The sequence below is a fragment of the Sinomonas gamaensis genome (assembly GCF_005876955.1).
In the GTDB taxonomy this organism is placed as follows: Bacteria; Actinomycetota; Actinomycetes; order Actinomycetales; family Micrococcaceae; genus Sinomonas; species Sinomonas gamaensis.
Window position 1 is genome coordinate 51,743 of the sequence record NZ_SSCL01000005.1, and the last position, 18,577, is coordinate 70,319.

Annotated in this window: 12 protein-coding genes; 11 read left to right on the forward strand and 1 reads right to left on the reverse strand. The window is 69.5% G+C overall.

The genetic code is table 11. The features are described from left to right. Positions 1-48 precede the first annotated feature (48 nt). The 8 genes from E5679_RS08705 (at position 49) to E5679_RS08740 (ending at position 11,444) form a co-directional block, all read left to right on the forward strand. Positions 49-1,755 carry a DUF885 domain-containing protein gene (locus tag E5679_RS08705; protein WP_138414857.1) on the forward strand — a complete coding sequence of 569 codons (1,707 nt, stop codon included), beginning with the start codon at positions 49-51 and terminating at the stop codon, positions 1,753-1,755. A 152-nt stretch (positions 1,756-1,907) separates the two neighbouring features. Further along, positions 1,908-3,299, forward strand: a complete 1,392-nt coding sequence (locus E5679_RS08710) for a dicarboxylate/amino acid:cation symporter (protein WP_249336032.1) — start codon at positions 1,908-1,910, stop codon at positions 3,297-3,299. 200 nt (positions 3,300-3,499) lie between these two features. Then, positions 3,500-4,117, forward strand: a complete 618-nt coding sequence (locus E5679_RS08715; RefSeq protein ID WP_138414861.1) for a TetR/AcrR family transcriptional regulator — start codon at positions 3,500-3,502, stop codon at positions 4,115-4,117. Between the two features lie 55 nt (positions 4,118-4,172). After that, complete coding sequence (locus E5679_RS08720; protein ID WP_138414863.1) at positions 4,173-6,788, forward strand: MMPL family transporter; 2,616 nt, start codon at positions 4,173-4,175, stop codon at positions 6,786-6,788. A gap of 73 nt (positions 6,789-6,861) precedes the next feature. Continuing rightward, positions 6,862-8,547 carry a helix-turn-helix transcriptional regulator gene (locus E5679_RS08725; RefSeq protein WP_138414865.1) on the forward strand — a complete coding sequence of 562 codons (1,686 nt, stop codon included), beginning with the start codon at positions 6,862-6,864 and terminating at the stop codon, positions 8,545-8,547. 95 nt (positions 8,548-8,642) lie between these two features. Then, entirely contained in the window at positions 8,643-8,939 is a 297-nt protein-coding gene (locus E5679_RS08730; protein ID WP_138414867.1) for a hypothetical protein, read from the forward strand. Then, entirely contained in the window at positions 8,936-9,550 is a 615-nt protein-coding gene (locus tag E5679_RS08735; RefSeq protein ID WP_138414869.1) for a Maf family protein, read from the forward strand. Before E5679_RS08730 ends, E5679_RS08735 begins: the two co-directional genes overlap by 4 nt. A gap of 103 nt (positions 9,551-9,653) precedes the next feature. Then, entirely contained in the window at positions 9,654-11,444 is a 1,791-nt protein-coding gene (locus E5679_RS08740) for an acetyl/propionyl/methylcrotonyl-CoA carboxylase subunit alpha (protein ID WP_138414871.1), read from the forward strand. Between the two features lie 209 nt (positions 11,445-11,653). Here the strand turns inward: E5679_RS08740 and E5679_RS08745 are convergent, their stop codons facing one another. After that, positions 11,654-13,081 carry an MFS transporter gene (locus E5679_RS08745; RefSeq protein WP_138414873.1) on the reverse strand — a complete coding sequence of 476 codons (1,428 nt, stop codon included), beginning with the start codon at positions 13,079-13,081 and terminating at the stop codon, positions 11,654-11,656. Positions 13,082-13,339: 258 nt separating this feature from the next. On the opposite strand from E5679_RS08745, the gene E5679_RS08750 reads away from it, so the two are divergent. The 3 genes from E5679_RS08750 to E5679_RS08760 all read left to right on the forward strand — a co-directional run bounded on the left by E5679_RS08750 (position 13,340) and on the right by E5679_RS08760 (position 18,568). Then, positions 13,340-14,773, forward strand: coding sequence for an MFS transporter (locus E5679_RS08750; RefSeq protein ID WP_138414875.1), 1,434 nt, complete (start codon positions 13,340-13,342; stop codon positions 14,771-14,773). A gap of 64 nt (positions 14,774-14,837) precedes the next feature. Then, on the forward strand, positions 14,838-16,973 hold the full coding sequence (locus E5679_RS08755; RefSeq protein ID WP_138415201.1) for a molybdopterin oxidoreductase family protein: 2,136 nt from the start codon (positions 14,838-14,840) through the stop codon (positions 16,971-16,973). Continuing rightward, entirely contained in the window at positions 16,970-18,568 is a 1,599-nt protein-coding gene (locus E5679_RS08760; RefSeq protein WP_249336033.1) for an FAD-dependent oxidoreductase, read from the forward strand. Before E5679_RS08755 ends, E5679_RS08760 begins: the two co-directional genes overlap by 4 nt. Positions 18,569-18,577 lie beyond the last annotated feature (9 nt).

The window sequence follows — 18,577 nt, forward strand, 5'->3', positions numbered from 1 at the left end:
CTGCACGGGTTCTTTCACGTGTCGGGGTGTGCCGCTAGGCTCGGAGGCGTGACTCAGAACACCCCAGACCTGCATCGCACCCCGACGAAGGTCGACGCCGTCGCCGAAACCTTCACCGACCGCTTCCTTGAGCTCAACCCGTCGCTCGCCACCGAACTCGGCTTTCCCGGCCACGAGACCGAGTACCCGGACTACTCCCCGGCCGGCCACGAGGCCAAGCTGGCGCTGTTCCGTGAGACGCTGGCGAACCTCGACGCGGTCGAGCCCACCGATGAGATCGACGAAGTCACGCTGGACGCGATGCGCGAGCGGCTCGGGCTCGAGATCGAGGAGCTCGAGAGCGGCTGGACCGTGGCCGAGCTGAACAACATCGACTCTCCCGCCCAGAACATCCGCGCGATCTTCGACCTCATGCCCACGGAGACGGCCGAGCAGTGGAGTCACATCGCGGGCAGGGCCGCCAACGTTCCCGCCGCGATCGACGGCTACATTGAGTCACTGCGCAGCGCCGCGGCCAGCGGCAAGGTTGCGGCCGCGCGCCAGGTTCGCGCCGTCGTCGGGCAGGCTCGGCAGTACGGTGCCGAGGGCACAGGATTCTTCGCGCGTCTGGCAGCCGACGCGAAGCTCGACGGCGGTTCACCGCTTCCCGACGACCTCACCGCCGCCCTCGCGGCTGGGTGTGCCGCCGCCGCAGACGCTTACGGAAAGCTCGCGGAATTCCTCCAAGGCGAGCTCCTGGCGCAGGCTCCCGAGAAGGACGCCGTGGGGCGCGAACGCTATTCCCTCGCCTCGCGCCGCTTCCTCGGCGCGACCGTGGACCTCGAGGAGACCTACGCGTGGGGCGTCGCGGAACTCGACCGCATCATCGCTGAGCAGGAGACCGTCGCCGAGCAGATCAAGACGGGCGCCAGCATCGAGGAGGCCAAGAAGGCGCTCAACGAGGACCCGGCCCGTCAGCTCAAGGGGACCGACGCGCTGCGGGCATGGATGCAGGGCCTGTCCGATCGGGCGATCAACGACCTGGCAGGCACGCACTTCGACATCGCCGAGCCGATGCACAAGCTCGAATGCAGGATCGCCCCGACCCACGACGGCGGCATCTACTACACCGCACCCTCGGACGACTTCTCCCGGCCCGGCCGCATGTGGTGGTCGGTGCCGGAGGGCGAGGACTCCTTCACCACGTGGTCGGAGACGACGACGGTCTATCACGAGGGCGTCCCGGGTCACCACCTGCAATGCTCGACGGCGGTCTACCGGCGAGAGCTGCTCAACCGCTGGCGCCGCCTCATCTGCTGGGTCTCCGGCCACGGCGAAGGCTGGGCGCTCTACGCGGAGCGGCTCATGGACGAGCTCGGATACCTCGCCGATCCCGGCGACCGGATGGGCATGCTCGATGCGCAGAGGATGCGAGCGGCCCGAGTGGTGTTCGACATCGGTGTCCACCTCGAGCTCGAAGTGCCCGAGCGCTGGGGTGCTGGAACGTGGACCCCAGAGAAGGGCTACGACTTCCTCCGGGCCAATCTGGAGATCTCCGAAGGGCAGCTCGATTTCGAATTCCACCGGTACCTCGGATGGCCGGGCCAGGCGCCGTCCTACAAGGTCGGCCAGCGGCTGTGGGAGCAGATCCGGTCCGACCTCGCCGCACGCGCCGAAGCCGAGGGCCGCGAGTTCGACCTCAAGGAGTTCCACACGAGGGCCCTCAACCTCGGTTCGGTTGGACTCGACACCCTCCGCCGCGCGCTCCTCGCCTGAGATATAAATCACATCTGAAAAGGGAATAATGTAACAATTCCCTGCGGTGGTGCGGGATTCCGGGGATTTACGGAATCCCGCATCACCGCGTTTAAGTAATATTTCTCAACAGAGATTCGATGTGTTATACGCCCGCATCCTATTGTGCTGCGGTGAGCACATCAACCAGCACCCGCACGCGCCGCCTCCCGGCGTGGGCCACGTCGTTCGGGACGCAGATCATTGCGGCCCTCGTCGTCGGCCTCATCCTCGGCCTCATCGCCAAGTACACCGGCAGCACCTCTGCCAAGCCCAACGGCCTTGGCGCGACCCTCTCCACGATCGGCAGCAGCTATGTCGCCCTGCTGCAGACCGCCGTCGTGCCCCTCATCTTCACCGCCGTGGTGAGCTCGATCGCCAACCTGCGCCAGGTGTCCAACGCCGCCAAGCTCGCGTGGAACACCCTCCTGTGGTTCGCCATCACCGCACTCGTCTCGGTGCTCATCGGCATCGGCCTCGGCCTTCTGTTCCAACCGGGTGCTGGGACGGGCATCACGCAGCAGGCCAAGTACGCCGGCAAGACCGGCGACTGGTGGGCTTTCCTCACCGGGCTGTTCCCGCACAACTTCCTCGGCCTGAGTGCCAGCTCGACCGTCGCGGACGGCGGTGCGGTGACCACGAGCGTGAGCTTCAACGTCCTGCAGATCCTGGTCATCGCGATCGCCGTGGGCATTGCGGTCCTCAAGGTCGGCGCCAAGGCCGAGCCGTTCCTCTCCTTCACCCGCTCCGCGCTCGAGGTCATCCAGAAGGTCCTCTGGTGGATCATCCGCGTGGCCCCGCTCGGCACGGTCGGCCTCATCGGCAACGCCGTGGCCACCTACGGCTGGGACACCATCGGTGCCCTGGGCAAGTTCGCGATCGCCATCTACGTCGGCCTGGTCCTCGTGCTGTTCGTGTTCTACCCGATCCTCGTGAAGAGCCACGGGCTCTCGATCAAGCAGTACTTCTCCGGCGTCTGGCCCGCCGTTCAGCTCGCTTTCGTGTCCCGCTCCTCCATCGGCACGCTGCCGCTCACGCAGCGCGTCGCGGAGCGGAACCTCGGAGTCCCGCAGGCATACGCCTCCTTCGCCGTGCCGCTGGGCGCGACCACCAAAATGGACGGCTGCGCTGCCATCTACCCTGCGGTCGCATCCATCTTCGTGGCCCAGTTCTTCGGCCTGCACCTGGACTTCAGCCAGTACCTGCTCATCGTGATCGTCTCGGTCCTCGGCTCCGCCGCGACCGCGGGGACCACGGGCGCCGTCGTCATGCTCACGCTCACGCTGTCCACGCTGGGGCTGCCGCTCGCCGGCGTCGGCCTCCTGCTCGCGATCGACCCGATCCTCGACATGGGGCGCACCGCGGTCAACGTGGCCGGTCAGGCGCTCGTGCCCACAATCGTCGCGAAGCGCCAGGGCATCCTGGACCTCGGCCTGTACAACGCCGAGCGCTCGCGCAGCGCGTTCGTGGAGGACACGGCTTCCGAGGCCGCGACGGACGACGACGCTCTGGTCGCCGCCCACTGACACCCGCTGCGGCCCCCCTCCGGGCCGCACCCCTGACGGCACCGGCCCCTTCCGCGTCCCGGCATCGACTGCTCCAGAACTGTCGTTTTGGGCGGTCAAAACGACAGTTCCGGAGCAGTCGATGAGGGGAGGAGGGAGGGGAGGTGAGAGCCGAAGTCTCAAGTTTGCACTCAGTGCAAAGTTGCACTTAGTGTAATGGGGTGACACCACTCGAGAGCCCGTCCCGACGCGAGCTGAACAAGGCCGCGACGAGGGAGTCGATCGTCGAGGCCACCGTGCAGCTCGCGCGCGAGCGTGGGCTGGGCGAGTTCACGGTCGAAGACATCGCCGACGCCGCCGGCGTCTCGCGCCGCACGTTCTTCAACTACTTCTCAAGCGCCGACGAGGCCCTCGCGGCCCCGACCTTCGGCTTCCTCGATGCCGCCCTCGAGCGCTTCCGGGACCGCCCCCGGGGGGAACCACTCCTCGAATCGGCCATCCAGATCCTCCTCGCCCTCGCCGACAACAAGCTCATCGAGCCGATGGCCCAGTCGTTCCTCGTCTCGCACGGCCACGATCCGGTCACGCGATTCCAGCTCCAGGCGTTCGACGAGTGCAGCGACAAGATCGTGGCTGCCATCCGCGAGCGCGAGGGCGACACGCTCGACGCCATCTACGTCCACTCCCTCGCCGGCTGCGTCATGTCCTGCGGCAAGGCGGCGCTCGAGGTGTGGCTGGCCGAGCGCGGAGGCGACCTCTCGCCGTCGTCCCTCAGCCGCCTCCGCGAGCTCCTGGTGACTTCGTTCGAACACCTCAAGTCCGGCTTCAAGACCTCCTAACCCCTTCTCACCCACCCCCCTTCTCACCCACCCCCGCCACCCCCAAGAAGGCATCATGGCTTCCCTCCTCTACCGGCTCGGCCGGTTCGCGTACGATCGCCGCTGGCTCGTTCTCTCCGCGTGGATTGTGGTCCTCCTCGCGGTCGGCGGCTCCGCTCTGGCGTTCCACGGCGCGCTGAGCAACACGTTCCAGATCCCGGGCACGGAGACCCAGCGGATGGCGGACAAGCTCAAGACGGACCTCCCGTCGTCCTCCGGTGGCAGCGCCAGCATCGTCTTCGAATCGCCGGACGCACCGTTCACGGCGGACCAGAAGAAGGGCATCACCGACGCCCTGAACAAGATCAAGGGTCTCGACGGCGTTCAGAACGCCACCGATCCCTTCTCCACTCAGGCCCAGCTTGATGCCGCCGCGGCGCAGATCGCGGACGGTCAGAAGCAGATTGCGGCTGCCGAGGCCCAACTCGCTGCGGGCCGGCAGCAGCTCGCGGCGTCCGCGCAGCAGCTCGCCGATTCGAAGGCGAAGCTCGACGCAGGGCAGGCACAGCTCGATGCGCAGAAGCAGGCGCTCGCGGCGCAGGGCTACCCGCAGGCCGCCGTCACGCAGGCCACCGCGTCCGCGCAGGCGCAGCTCGACGCGGGCAGGGCTCAGCTCGCCGCGGGCCAGGCGCAGTACGACGCGGGCAAGAAGCAGGCGGACGACGGCGCCGCGCAGCTTGCGCAGAAAAAGGCTGAGCTTGCGCTCGGGGAGCGTCAGGCGCGGGCCTCGCAGGGACTCCGTTTCGTCTCCACCGACGGCAAGGCCGCGATCGCCACGGTCCAGTTCACGAAGTCGACCGACGGCCTGCCCGCCGACCTGCGCCAGAAGGTCCAAGACCTCGCCGCCGCGGTGCCGGGCGTCCAGTCCCATGCGAGCAAGGAGCTCACGCAGGATATCTCGAGCCTCTTCGGCGCTTCGGAGGCTATCGGCGTGATCGTCGCCGCGATCGTGCTGCTCGTCATGCTCGGCACGTTCGTCGCGGCGGGCCTGCCCCTGCTCATGGCCCTGATCGGGGTGGGAGTGGGCGTTGGCGGCACGTTCGCGCTGACGGGCGTCATCCAGATGAGCTCCACCACGCCGATGCTCGGCCTCATGCTGGGCCTCGCGGTGGGCATCGACTATTCGCTGTTCATCGTGAACCGGCACCGCACGCAGCTCCTGCAGGGCATGGCCCCTCGCGAGTCGATCGCCCTCGCCACGGGAACGTCGGGCAATGCGGTCCTGTTCGCGGGCCTCACGGTGATCATCGCCCTGGCCGCCCTCGTGGTTCCGGGCCTGCCGTTCCTCGCCGTCATGGGCGTGGCCGCGGCGGCAACGGTGGCCGTCTCCGTGCTGGTAGCAGTGACCCTGCTCCCGGCCGTCCTCGGCTTCGCCGGCCGTCGGATCATCTCCAAGCGGCGGTGGGCCAAGGCTGAGAGGAAGAACGCGAAGTCTGACCACGAGCAGGAGGAGGCTCGCGAGGACCTCGCCAAGTCGCAGCGCGGCTGGGGCGGCTGGGTCACCAAGCACCCGTGGCTCGCACTTGTCGCATCGGTTGTGCTCCTCGGCGCGCTCGCGCTGCCGGCGGCGCAGCTCCGCCTCGCCCTGCCGGACGGCGGCTCGGAACCCGTGGACTCAAGCGCCTTCAAGGCCTACGACGCCACCGGCAAGTACTTCGGCCAGGGCATGACCGGCCCCATCATCGTGGTGGGCGAACTGCCCGCCGGGCTCGACGCGAACGCCGCGAAGTCCAAGCAGTTCGATGTCGCGGACCGGCTCAAGTCGGTGGCCAACGTGACGGCGGCAGTCCCCGTGGCCTTGAGCCCGGACCGGCGCACGGCCGTCTTCCAGGTCATCCCGACCGACGGCCCGGCGAGCGCGAGCACGGTCCAAGTGGTCCACGACCTGCGCGCCAAGGGCGCCCAGATCCAGGCGGACACGGGCACCACGATCGGCCTCACGGGCCAGACGGCCGCGAACGTCGATGTCTCCACGAAGCTCGCTGACGCGCTCCCGCCCTACCTGGCGATCGTCGTCGGGCTCTCGCTCGTGCTGCTCCTGCTCGTGTTCCGCTCGCTCCTGGTGCCGCTCCTCGCCACGGGTGGCTTCCTGCTCTCCCTCGGCGCGGCGTTCGGCGCAGTCGTCGCCGTGTACCAGTGGGGCTGGCTCGGGCCGGTGTTCGACGTAACGCACCCCGGCGCGGTGCTGAGCTTCCTGCCGATCCTGCTCATCGGCATCCTCTTCGGCCTCGCGATGGACTATCAGGTGTTCATCACGTCCGGCATCCGCGAGGCGTACGTGCACGGCCAGGAGGCGCACCTCGCCGTGAAGACCGGCTTCCGCCACGCCGCCCGAGTGGTGACCGCGGCCGCCATCATCATGGTGAGCGTCTTCGCGGGCTTCATCTTCAGCCACCTGACGATGATCCGTCCGCTCGGCTTCGCCCTCGCGCTCGGCGTGCTGCTGGACGCGTTCGTGGTCCGCATGACCCTGGTTCCCGCCGTCATGCGCCTCCTCGGGCGCTCCGCGTGGTGGCTGCCGCGCTGGCTGACGCGGATCCTGCCGGACTTGGACATCGAGGGCGCCAAGCTCGAACGGACGACGGCGGCGCACCACCCGAAGCATCGGGAGCCCGAACCCGCGGGACGCTAGCAAGCGCGCGCCGCCGGGGCTATCCTGACCGCAAGGCGCGCCCAGGGGGAGCGCGGACAGCCCGGAGAGTTCAGTGTCGACGTCGAGCGCTGTGGACCGCGGACGCACGGCGTATGCCGCGCGCCGGTGGCAGGACGCGTTCGAGGAGCTCACTGAGGCCGAACGGGACTCGGGTCTCGCCGCCGAAGACCTGCTGCGGCTGGGCACCGTGGCCATCCTCATGGGGCATTTCGGCGATGGCATCGGTCATCTGGCGCACGCCCACGAGGAGTACCTCCTCGTGGGCGACGTCCGCACCGCATCACGGATCGCCGCGTGGCTCGGCATCTATTTCATGGCCGCGGACGAGCCGGCCGAGGCCTCGGGATGGCTCGGCCGGACGCTCCACCTGCTCGACGAGCTCGACGAGTCCGTCCCAGAGCAGGCGTTCGCGCTCTTCCCCCAGGCGCAGGAAGCCCTCTACGGCGGTGACCCGGCGGACGCCCTCGACCTCTTCCGCCGCGGAGAGAACCTTGCGAGCTCCGGGCAGGATCCGGAGATCACGACCCTCTGCCATCTCGGGCGCGGCCAGGCCCACGTCAAGCTCGGCAGCATCGAAGAGGGCATGGAGCTGTTCGACGAGGCGCTGGTGGCAGTGATGTCGGGAGAGGTCGGCGCCTTCGCGTCCGGCATCGTCTACTGCTCGGTCATCGAAAGCTGCCAGCTCGCGTTCGATGTGGCTCGGGCCCAGGAGTGGACCAGCGCCTTGGATCGCTGGCGCCTCTCGCAGGGGGGCCTCGTCGCCTTCAGCGGCCGCTGCCACTACCACCGGGCCGAGCTCTTCTGCCTTCATGGCGCTTGGGACGAGGCGGAGGAGGCTGCCCGCCAGGCAGTGAGCATGCTCAAGGCCGGCGACCGTTCGGCCCGCTACGGCGCCTACTACCAGCAGGGCGAGATCCAGCGCCTCCGCGGTCATTTCGACGCCGCCGACGTCTCCTATGAGCAGGCCCGGCGCTCTGGCTACGAACCGCAGCCTGGATGGGCGCTGCTCAGGCTGGCGCAGGGCCGCCCCGGCGAGGCGCTGTCCATGCTCCATCGGGCGGCCCACGGCGTCGGCCCCACCGAACGCCGGCTGCTCTTGCCTGCCTTCGTGGAGACAGGCCTCGCGGCCGGGGATGCTTCCACCGCCCACGACGCTGCCGAGGAACTGGCCGCGCTGACTGCCGCCCGCCCCATGCCATGGCTTCAAGCACTCTCGGACTACGCCACAGCCGCCGTCCTGCTCGCTCAGGGCAGGGCCGAAGAGGGGCTTGAGCGGGCAACCGCCGCCTGGCGCCGATGGTGCGAGCTGGACGCGCCCTACGAGGCGGCCCGGTCGCTCGTCCTCAAGGGACGCGCACTCGGCGCCCTCGGCGACGAGGACGCGGCTCGGCTGGAGCTGGCTGGCGCGGGGCGCATCTTCGCCGAGTTGGGCGCAGCCCCGGACCTCGACCAGCTGAGCCGGCTTGCGCCGTCGTCGTCCGCTGCCCTCCCAGCCCCCACCCTCCTCGCGGAGCCGCCAGCCCCCGACCCCGGGCCGCTCAGCCCCCGCGAGCTCGAAGTGCTCGCCCTCGTGGCCTCCGGCGCGGCCAATCGCGCGATCGCCGCCGAGCTCTTCCTCAGCGAGAAGACCGTGGCGCGCCATGTGAGCAACATCCTGCTGAAGCTCGGGCTCCCCTCCCGCACGGCCGCAGCCGCGTACGCCTTCGAGCACGGGCTCGCGGGCACCGTCGCATGGTGACTGCGCAGAATTGCCCAGTCTGCACCTGAGGACCGCGGCGAGATTGCGCATTTCTCCCGACGCGGCGGCCTCTCCCCGATTCGTACCGTGGAGCCATGGAACTCCCGGTCCTCGCAGGCATCATCTCCACGGTGCTCTTCGCATCCAGCAACCTCCCGATGCTGGTCAAGGCGGCGCGGACCAAGGACCTGCGGTCCTACAGCCTCTCGAACCTCCTCCTCGGCAACGTGGGGAACGCCGTCCACTCCATCTACGTCTTCAGCCTCCCGGCCGGTCCGATCTGGGTGCTCCATTCGTTCTACATCGTGGCGATGCTCCTGATGCTCATCTGGTACGTGCGCTACGGCGCCCGCCATCATGAGGCGTCGGCCGGACTAGGCTTGACCACGTGATTCCACTCATCCTGGCCTCGAAGTCGCCCGCGCGGACGAAGCTCCTGACGGAGGCCGGGATTCCGCACAGCATCGTGGTCTCGGAGGTGGATGAGGAGGCGCTTGCCGCCTCGCATCCGGACGCGACGCCCGGCGAGACCGCCCTGCTGCTGGCCCGTGCGAAGGCCGAGGCGGTGGCCGCACTGCCCGACGCCGCAGGCGCCTTCGTCCTCGGCTGCGATTCGGTCTTCGAGTTCGACGGCGACGCCCTCGGCAAGCCCTACACCCCCGACGTGGCGACCGAGCGGCTGCGGGCCATGAGCGGCCGCGCGGGTGTCCTGCACACGGGGCACTGGCTCGTCGACTGCCGCGACTCGCGCGCGGGATCGGGGCGGCTCTCCTCGGCGGGGGTCGAGTTCACCGAGATGTCCGACGACGACATCGCCGCGTATGTGGCGACGGGCGAGCCCCTGCACTGCGCCGGGTCGTTCACGATCGACGGGCTCGGCGGCGCATTCCTCGCCCGGGTCGACGGAGATCCGCACACGGTGGTGGGCCTGTCCGTGTCGACGCTGCGCTCGCTCTTCGCGGAGGCTGGCGTGCGGCTCACTGACTTCTGGGGAGATTTGTAGAAGGTCCACAAAGGATCGGCCCCTCCCCCGCTGAAATCGCCACCAATATGGGCGATTCCACCAAAGGAGCGCTAGGCTCACGGGAGTACAGAACGGAGTTGCCTTGTCCCCCAATGCTGGAAGCAAGCCCATCACGAAGGTCCTCATCGCCAACCGCGGCGAGATCGCCGTTCGCGTCATCCGCGCGGCGCGCGACGAGGGCATCGCCTCAGTGGCCGTGTACGCCGACCCGGACCGGGACGCACTGCACGCACGCCTGGCCGACGAGGCTTTCGCTCTCGGGGGGACGACGGCGGCCGAGTCCTATCTGGTGATGGACAAGATCCTCGATGCTGCGCGCGCCTCCGGTGCGGATGCCATCCACCCCGGCTACGGCTTCCTCTCGGAGAACGCCGAGTTCGCCCAGCGCGTCCTCGACGCCGGCATTACGTGGATCGGCCCGTCCCCCGACGCCATCGCGGCCCTCGGCGACAAGGTCCGCGCCCGCCACATTGCCGAGAAGGTCGGAGCACCGCAGGTACCCGGCTCGAAGGATCCGGTCGGCTCGGCGGACGAAGTCGTTGAGTTCGCCCGCGAATACGGACTGCCCGTGGCCATCAAGGCCGCGTATGGCGGCGGCGGGCGCGGCATCAAGGTTGCCCGCACCATGGAGGAGATCCCCGAGCTCTACGACTCGGCCGTTCGCGAGGCCATTGCGGCGTTCGGCCGCGGCGAGTGCTTCATCGAGCGCTTCCTTGACGCGCCCCGCCACGTCGAGACCCAGTGCCTCGCAGACTCCCACGGCAACGTCGTCGTCGTCTCGACCCGCGACTGCTCGCTGCAGCGCCGCAACCAGAAGCTCGTCGAGGAGGCCCCCGCGCCCTTCCTTACCGAGGAGCAGACCAAGCGGCTCTACGAGTCCTCCAAGGCGATCCTCAAGGAGGCCGGGTACCTCGGCGCGGGGACGTGCGAGTTCCTCGTCGGCCAGGACGGCACCATCAGCTTCCTCGAGGTCAACACGCGCCTCCAGGTGGAGCACTGCGTGTCCGAGGAGGTCACGGGGATCGATCTGGTGCGGGAGCAGTTCCGGCTCGCCCGCGGGGAGGAACTCGGGTACGACGACCCCGAGATCCGCGGCCACTCGATCGAGTTCCGCATCAACGGCGAGGACCCGGGCCGCAACTTCATGCCCGCGCCCGGCACCGTCGAGACGCTCAAGTACCCAGCCGGCCCCGGTGTGCGCGTGGATTCGGGCATCGAGGCCGGCGAGGTCATCAGCGGCAACTTCGACTCGATGCTCGCCAAGCTGGTCGTCTCGGGTGCGACTCGCGAGCAGGCCCTTCAGCGATCCCGCCGCGCCCTCGACGAACTTGTCATCACCGGCATGCCCACGGTCGTGCCGTTCCACGCAGCCGTAGTGCGCGACCCTGCGTTCGCCCCCGAGTCCGGCCCCTTCCGCGTCCACACGCGGTGGATCGAGACCGAGTTCGTCAATGACATCCCGGCGTGGACCGGGCAGCCCGCCGCTGGCGATGCGACGGACGACGGCGGCGAGCGCCAGAACGTCGTCGTCGAGGTGGGCGGCAAGCGCCTCGAGGTGACGATCCCCGCTGGGCTCGGCGGCGTCGTCGCGAAGCCCGGCAAGGGCAAGTCGAAGAAGGGCCGTGGCTCCCGCGGCGGGGCTGCCGCGGCGGCCGGCGGCAATGCCCTGACCGCGCCCATGCAGGGCACCATCGTGAAGGTGGCCGTCTCGAACGGCGACCAGGTCGCGGAGGGCGATCTCGTCGTCGTCCTCGAGGCCATGAAGATGGAGCAGCCGCTCACGGCGCACCGCGCGGGCACCATCCACGGCCTGACCGCGGAGCCGGGGCAGACGGTCTCGGCGGGTTCCGTGATCGCCAGCATCGAAGACTGAACCCCAGGCAGCAGAAAGGGAGGCCGGCGCAGAGCGCCGGCCTCCCTTTCGTTGTACCGAGTTCCCCAGTTTCACCGCCGAATTCCCCAACTTTCGGCTTCAGCCCGCGGCGCGGCGCCCGGAATTCCCGGTGCGTCGAGCCGTCTGCAACTGAAGTTGTGGGGAGCTCGGCGGCAAAGCTGGGGAGCTCGGCCGGAGCGGACTAGCCGTCAGGCCGAGATGTTGTCCTCGAACTCGCGGTCCTTGGTCTCGCGGGTGAGGAGCAGCGCGACGAGCGTGAGCACCGCGGCGACGGCCAGGTACACGCCGACCCACACCGTGCTGCCCTTGCCGAACTGCCAGAGCGCAATCGCCACGAACGAAGCCGGGGCAGCGCCGAGCACCGAGGACAGGTTGTACGCGATCGCCGAGCCCGTGTAGCGGACGTTCGCGGGGAAGAGCTCGGGGAGGATGGCCGCCATCGGGCCGAACGTGAGCCCCATCAGGGTGAAGCCCACGATCAGGCCCACCATGGCTGCGGCCGTGCCGGGACCGAACATGAAGCCCCATGCGGCGCCGAACACGAGGATGCCGACCGTGACCCAGATGAGGAACTTGCGGCGGCCGTACCTCTCGGCGAGCGGGCCGGAGACCACGGTGAAGATGCCGAAGAACACGACGCCGATGATGAGCATCCACAGGAAGAGGCCGCGGTCGATGCCGAGGCCCGGCACGAACGAGGCGGGATCGAACTTCTGCCCGGCCTTCTGGGCTGCTGCGCGGGCCACGTCGACCTTGTCCGTCGCGGTGCCGTAGGTGAGGGTGAAGCTCGTGGTCAGGTAGAAGAGCACATAAGTGGCGAGCATGATGAACGTGCCGGCGATGACGGCGCGCCAGTGGTGCTTGAACGTCGCGGCGAGCGGCACCTTGGCGACCTTCTCCTCCTTGACGACCTTGCGGAACGACGTGCTCTCCACGAGCTTGAGACGCACGTACAGGCCGAGCGCCACCATGATGATGCTGAAGAGGAACGGGATGCGCCAGCCGAAGTCCTCGAACTGCTTCGCGGTGAGGAAGCTGTTCATGATCACGTACATCGTGTTCGCGATGATGAAGCCTATCGGCGCGCCGAGCTGGGGGAAGGTGCCCCACACGGCGCGCCTGTTCGCGGGCGCGTTCTCCGTGGCGAGCAGCGCCGCGCCGGACCACTCCCCGCCGAGGGCGAGGCCCTGGAGGAAGCGGAAGACGACGAGCAGGAGCGGCGCGAGCACGACCCAGCCGGGCGTCGCCGCCGGCGGCAGGAGACCGATCAGGAAGGTCGCGACGCCCATGGTCAGGAGGGACGCGACGAGGGTTCCCTTGCGGCCGAGCTTGTCCCCGAAGTGGCCGAAGATGATCGAGCCGACCGGCCGTGCCACGAACGCGACACCGAAGATCGCGAACGAGGACAGGATCGCGTTGATGTCCGACGCGCTCGGGAAGAAGAGCTTGGGGAAGACGAGGACCGACGCGGTCGCATAAGCGTAGAAGTCGAAGAACTCGATCGTGGTGCCGATCAGGCTCGAGAAGATCACCCGTCCGCGGGTGTTCCCTGCCTGCTGCTGGCCGGAATTCTGCGGATTCTGCGCAGACGGCTCGGCCACCGCTGGTGTAGCCATGGGTGCTGGTGCCTTTCGCATTCTGGACCCCGCGTTGACAGGCGTCCGAAAGATGAGTACAGGCCACCATAGGCCAGATGTCCGATAACTGAACATTCGGTCCGAATGCCGAGACGCGCCTCACGTCTCACAGCCGGAACCAGTGAGGCGAGAGGTCGATGTCACGGAGCGTTTACACCTCGCGCCGCTTCCGGAAACGCGCCGTTCCTAGCGTGGAACCAGATCGAAATTCCCCCACGCACTCACCTAGGAGGGCACATGAGCACCGACCCCCAAGCGCCCGCTCGCAGCACGACGGCGCCTGCCTCCCCCGCGATCCAGCTGGACTTTCGCTCTGGTCGCTGGATCGAGCACTGGAATCCCGAGGACACGGCCCAGTGGGAGCGCGAAGGCCGCCGGATCGCCAAGCGGAATCTGAACTGGTCCATCTTCGCGGAATTCCTCGGCTTCGTCGTCTGGCAGCTCTGGTCGATCGTGGTCGTCTCGCTCCCGGCGGCGGGCTTCTCGTTCGACACCTCGCAGACGTTCTGGCTGATCTCCATGCCGAGCCTCGTCGGCGCAACGCTCCGCATCCCCTACACCTTCACGGTCTCCCGCTTCGGCGGCCGGAACTGGACCATCGTCTCCGCCCTGCTGCTCCTCATCCCCACGATCGGCCTGGCCCTGTGCGTGGCCAATCCGGGGACGCCGTTCTGGCTCATGCTCGCCGTCGCCGGACTGGCCGGTCTCGGCGGCGGCAACTTCGCGAGCTCGATGGCGAACATCACCTTCTTCTTCCCTGCGCGGGAGAAGGGCTGGGCCCTCGGCCTCAACGCGGCCGGCGGCAACCTCGGCGCGGCCATCGCCCAACTCGCCGTTCCGATCGCGGTGAGCCTCACGGCCGTCGTCACCACCGGCGCCGCCAGCGCGAAGGGCGGCTCGAGCCTCGCCATCGCGGGCCTCATGTGGGTTCCCCTCATCCTCATCGCGGCGATCGGCGCCTGGCGCCGCATGGACAACCTCTCGAACGCGAAGGGCGACCTCGCGGGTTCGCTCGCGGCCCTCAAGGAGCCGCACCTGTGGATCGTGGCTTTCCTCTACATCGGCACGTTCGGCTCGTTCATCGGCTTCTCGGGCGTGTTCCCGAAGCTGATCAAGGACTTCTTCCCGTCGTACTCGTCGTTCGCCATTGGCGCGGCCGCGCTGTCCCTCGCGTTCCTCGGCCCGCTCGTCGGCTCGCTGTCGCGGCCGTACGGCGGCAAGCTCGCCGACCGGTTCGGCGGCGCGCGGATCACCGTCATCGCCTTCGCGGTGATGGCCGCCGTGACGCTCACGGTCATCGCGACGCTCCCGCTCAAGAACTTCTGGCTCTTCCTGGCCCTGTTCCTGGCCCTGTTCGCGGCGAGCGGGATCGGCAACGGCTCCACCTATCGCATGATCCCGGTGATCTTTGCCCGGGCGAGCCGCGCGGCGAAGGCCGGAGCGGCGCCGTCGCACACCAACCGCCTCGCCTCGGCGGCACTCGGCCTCGTCTCGGCGATCGGCGCCTACGGAGGGTTCGTGATCCCTCAGCTCCTCGGCGCCTCGAGCAGCGCCACGGGTTCCTACGTTCCGGCGTTCTTCTGCTTCGTCGGCGCGTATGCACTCATGCTGATCGTCGCGTGGGCCTGCTACCTGCGCCGCAGCAGCGCGGTCGCACAAGCAGGAGCCTGACGTGGCCAGCCCTCTGGATCCCCCTACCGCCACCCACTGCCCGTATTGCGCGCTCCAGTGCGCCATGAGCCTCTCCCCCGTTGAGAATCACGCCTCGCCCCTTGAGGTCGCGGGCCGGGACTTCCCCACGAACCGGGGTGGACTCTGCCGCAAGGGCTGGACCGCCGCGGAGCTCCTGCGGCACCCCGATCGGCTCACCGAGCCGTTGGTCCGCGACCAGAGCGGCGTGCTGCGGGCCGCGAGCTGGGACGAGGCACTCGGGCGAGTGGCGGCGGAGATCCAGAGGGCACAGGCCGCCCATGGGCCGGACGCCGTCGGCGTCTTCGGCGGCGGGGGCCTCACGAACGAGAAGGCCTACCTGCTCGGCAAGTTCGCCCGTGTGGCCCTCCGGACCTCGCGGATCGACTACAACGGCCGGTTCTGCATGTCCTCCGCTGCGGCTGCGGGCAACCGCGCCTTCGGCCTGGACCGTGGCCTCCCCTTCCCGCTCGCGGATCTCGATGCCGCGGACACGATCCTGCTGCTCGGGTCGAACGTCGCGGAGACCATGCCCCCGTTCGTCCAGCATCTCGCGGGCGCGCGGGCGGCGGGCGGCCTCATCGTCGTCGACCCCCGGCGATCGGCGACGGCCCGCCTCACGGACGACGGCGGAGGAACCCACCTCGCTCCCGCCCCGCACACGGACCTGATCCTGCTGCTGGGGCTCGCCCATGCAGTCATCAACGATGGCCTCCTCGACTCGCGCTACCTGCGCAAGCGCACCCACGGCCTCGAGGCCGTCATCCGCTCGGTGGCGCCGTGGTGGCCCGAGCGCGTCCAGGCGGCGACTGGAGTCCCTGCCGACCTCGTGCGCTCGACGGCGCAGCAGCTCGCGCGGGCGGCCCGCAGCGGCTCGTGCTACATCCTCACGGGCCGGGGCGTCGAGCAGCATGCCGACGGGACGGATACCGTCACCGCTGCGATCAACCTCTCGCTCCTCCTCGGCCTCCCCGGCTCGGAGCGAGGCGGCTACGGCACCCTCACGGGCCAGGGCAACGGGCAGGGCGGCCGCGAGCACGGCCAGAAGGCGGACCAGCTCCCCGGCTATCGCAAGATCACCGATCCCGAGGCGCGCGCCCACCTCGCCCGAGTGTGGGGCGTCTCCGAGGCGAGCATTCCGGGACCGGGGGTGCCCGCCGTCGAGCTCCTGAGCACCTTGGGAACGGACGACGGCGTGCGCGCCCTCCTGGTCCACGGCGCCAACGTGGTGGTCTCCGCGCCGGACGTGTCCGCGGTCCAAGCCGGTCTCCGTCGCCTCGACTTCCTCGCGGTGTGCGACTTCTTCCTGTCCGAGACGGCGCGTGAGGCGGACGTCGTCCTCCCGGTGCTGCAATGGGCGGAGGAAGAGGGCACCATGACAAACCTCGAGGGTCGCGTCCTGCGGCGGCGGCGGGCGATCGAGCCGCCGGCTGGGGCGCGGTCCGAGCTGTGGATCCTGAACCGACTGGCAGAACTGCTTGACGCGCCGTCGTCGTTCCCGGCCGATCCGGAGACCGTGTTCGAGGAGCTCCGGGAGGCCTCCGCGGGCGGCCTCGCCGATTACTCGGGCGTCTCCTACCGCCTGCTGGACGCGGGCGCCGAGGCCTACTGGCCGTATCCGAAGGGGTCTCGCGGCACCCCGCGCTTGTTCCGCGACCGCTTCGCCCACGAGGACGGGCGTGCGAGGCTCGTGGCAGTCCGCGCCGGAAACCCGGGCTGGGCCGCCGCCAGCCCTGCCCTCGAGGAGTTCCAGCTCGCTACCGGCCGTCTGCTCGAGCACTACCAGTCGGGGGCCCAGACGCGGCGTGTGGCAGCGTTGGCGGAGTCGCAGCCCGAGCCGCGGCTCCAGCTCCACCCCGCGCCTGCGGCGCGGCTGAGGATTGCGGACGGGGCGTGGGTGCGGGTGACGCGCTCGAATGGGGCGGAGCAGGCCGAGCCCGAGGTCTTGTGCCGTGCGGAATTGACGCTCGACATCAGGCCCGACACGGTCTTCCTGCCCTTCCACTTTCCGGGCCTGGCCGCAGCGAACCAGGTGACCGAAGGCCGAACCGATCCGATCTCGGGCATGCCCGAGTTCAAGACCACCCGTGTCCTCGTCCAGCCGGCCGATTTTCCCCCAGCAGATGTGCCCCCTGTCGGCAGCAGGCTGGTCTCAGCCGTCCCACGAGAGGAGCGCCTGTGAGCGCGAGCTCTGTCCCTTTCCCGCCCCCTGCACGCGGTGTGACGACAACGCCGGAGAGGATCGTCGTCGTCGGCTACGGCCCTGTCGCGGCGCGCTTCGTGGACGAGCTGCGACCAGCCGCCGCTGCGGGCGCTGCCCAGGTGACGGTGGTCGGCGAGGAGGAGCACGCTGCCTACAACCGCGTGCTCGTGGCGGATCTCGGGGTCGGTCGCACCTCGCACGCCGCCATGCAGCTCTCCGATCCGGAGGAGCTGGCCCTCGACGGCGTCCGCGTCCTGGTCGGGACACGCGCCGCGCGCTTCGACCGCAGCCGCCGCCTGCTGCACCTCTCAGACGGCGAGGCGCTCCCGTACGACCGCCTTGTCCTCGCAACCGGCGCGCGCGCGGCGATCCCGAATCTCACGGGACTCAACCCGGACCCGCTGCACCCCGTGCTCCCCCAGGGAGTGACGTCGATGCGCGACCTCGCCGACGCGGAACGGCTCGGCGAGGCAGTGCGAGGTCGACGGCGGATCGTGGTCCTTGGCGGCGGGGTCCTCGGCCTTGAGGCCGCGCTAGCTGCCGTCGAGGAGGGGGCAACGGTCACCCTCGTGCACCACGGCGACCGGCCGCTGGGCCGGCAGATCGACCGCGGCGCCGGCTCCACGCTCTCAGCAGCTCTGCGCCGGCAAGGCCTGCGGCTCGCCCCCAACGCGCGCGCGACCGGCATCGAGACGGGGACGGACGGCGCCTTCCGCGCCCTCCTGCTCGACGACGGGTCCGCGGTCGACGGCGATCTCCTCGTCCTGGCGTGCGGGGCGCGCCCGCGCCGCGAGCTCGCCGAAGGCGGCGGGCTCGCCGTCGATACCGGCATCCTGGTGGACCACACCCTCGCCGCGCTCCACACCGAGCACGTCTTCGCGATCGGCGACTGCGCCGAGGTCCGCTGCGCAGACTCATCGTGCCCGGCGTGCCGCCGCAGCACCGGACCCAGCGGGCTCATCGCCCCGGGATGGCGGCAGGCAGACTGGCTGGCCGCGGCGTTCCGCGCGCGCCTGCTCGGTGAGGCGGCCCCAGCGCCCCTTCCCGAAGAGCGCCCCGGCGTCATCCTCCTCAAGGCTCGGGGCATCAATCTGGCCGCAGCGGGCGATGTCCAGACGGATCCCTGGGACGCCGTCGCCTGGGATGCGGACAGCGCCGGCCGGGCGCCCCTCGAGGTCTCGCTGTGGGCAGACCCCGCGCACGGGCGCTATGTCAAGATGTGCACCCGTGACGGTGTACTGGAGGGCTTCGTTGCGCTCGGCATGCCCCGCGCGGCGGGCGAGCTCACCCTCCTCTTCGGGAGCGGGGCCGAGCTCCCGGCCGATCGATCGGTGCTCCTGCGGCTCGACGGCCCCGAGAGCTCCCTCGGCGTGCCCGGCTCCTCCGCAGGACCTGAGTCGACCCTCTGCCGCTGCGCCGGCGTGAGCCGGGGAACCGTCCACGATGCCGTCACGGGGGGCTGCTCTACGGTCGAAGAGGTCTCGAAGGAGACCAGGGCCGGGACGGGCTGCGGGGGATGCCGTGACACAGTGCGCGAACTCATCGAGGCACATTTTTCTGCTCTGCCGGCGTAACCTTTCGGC

Excerpts from the sequence above, each read along its gene's own strand:
- E5679_RS08720 (WP_138414863.1), top strand. The coding sequence starts at position 4,173 with ATGGCTTCCCTCCTCTACCGGCTCGGCCGGTTCGCGTACGATCGCCGC.
- E5679_RS08730 (WP_138414867.1), top strand. The coding sequence starts at position 8,643 with ATGGAACTCCCGGTCCTCGCAGGCATCATCTCCACGGTGCTCTTCGCA.
- E5679_RS08745 (WP_138414873.1), bottom strand. The coding sequence starts at position 13,081 with ATGGCTACACCAGCGGTGGCCGAGCCGTCTGCGCAGAATCCGCAGAAT.
- E5679_RS08750 (WP_138414875.1), top strand. The coding sequence starts at position 13,340 with ATGAGCACCGACCCCCAAGCGCCCGCTCGCAGCACGACGGCGCCTGCC.
- E5679_RS08755 (WP_138415201.1), top strand. The coding sequence starts at position 14,838 with ATGAGCCTCTCCCCCGTTGAGAATCACGCCTCGCCCCTTGAGGTCGCG.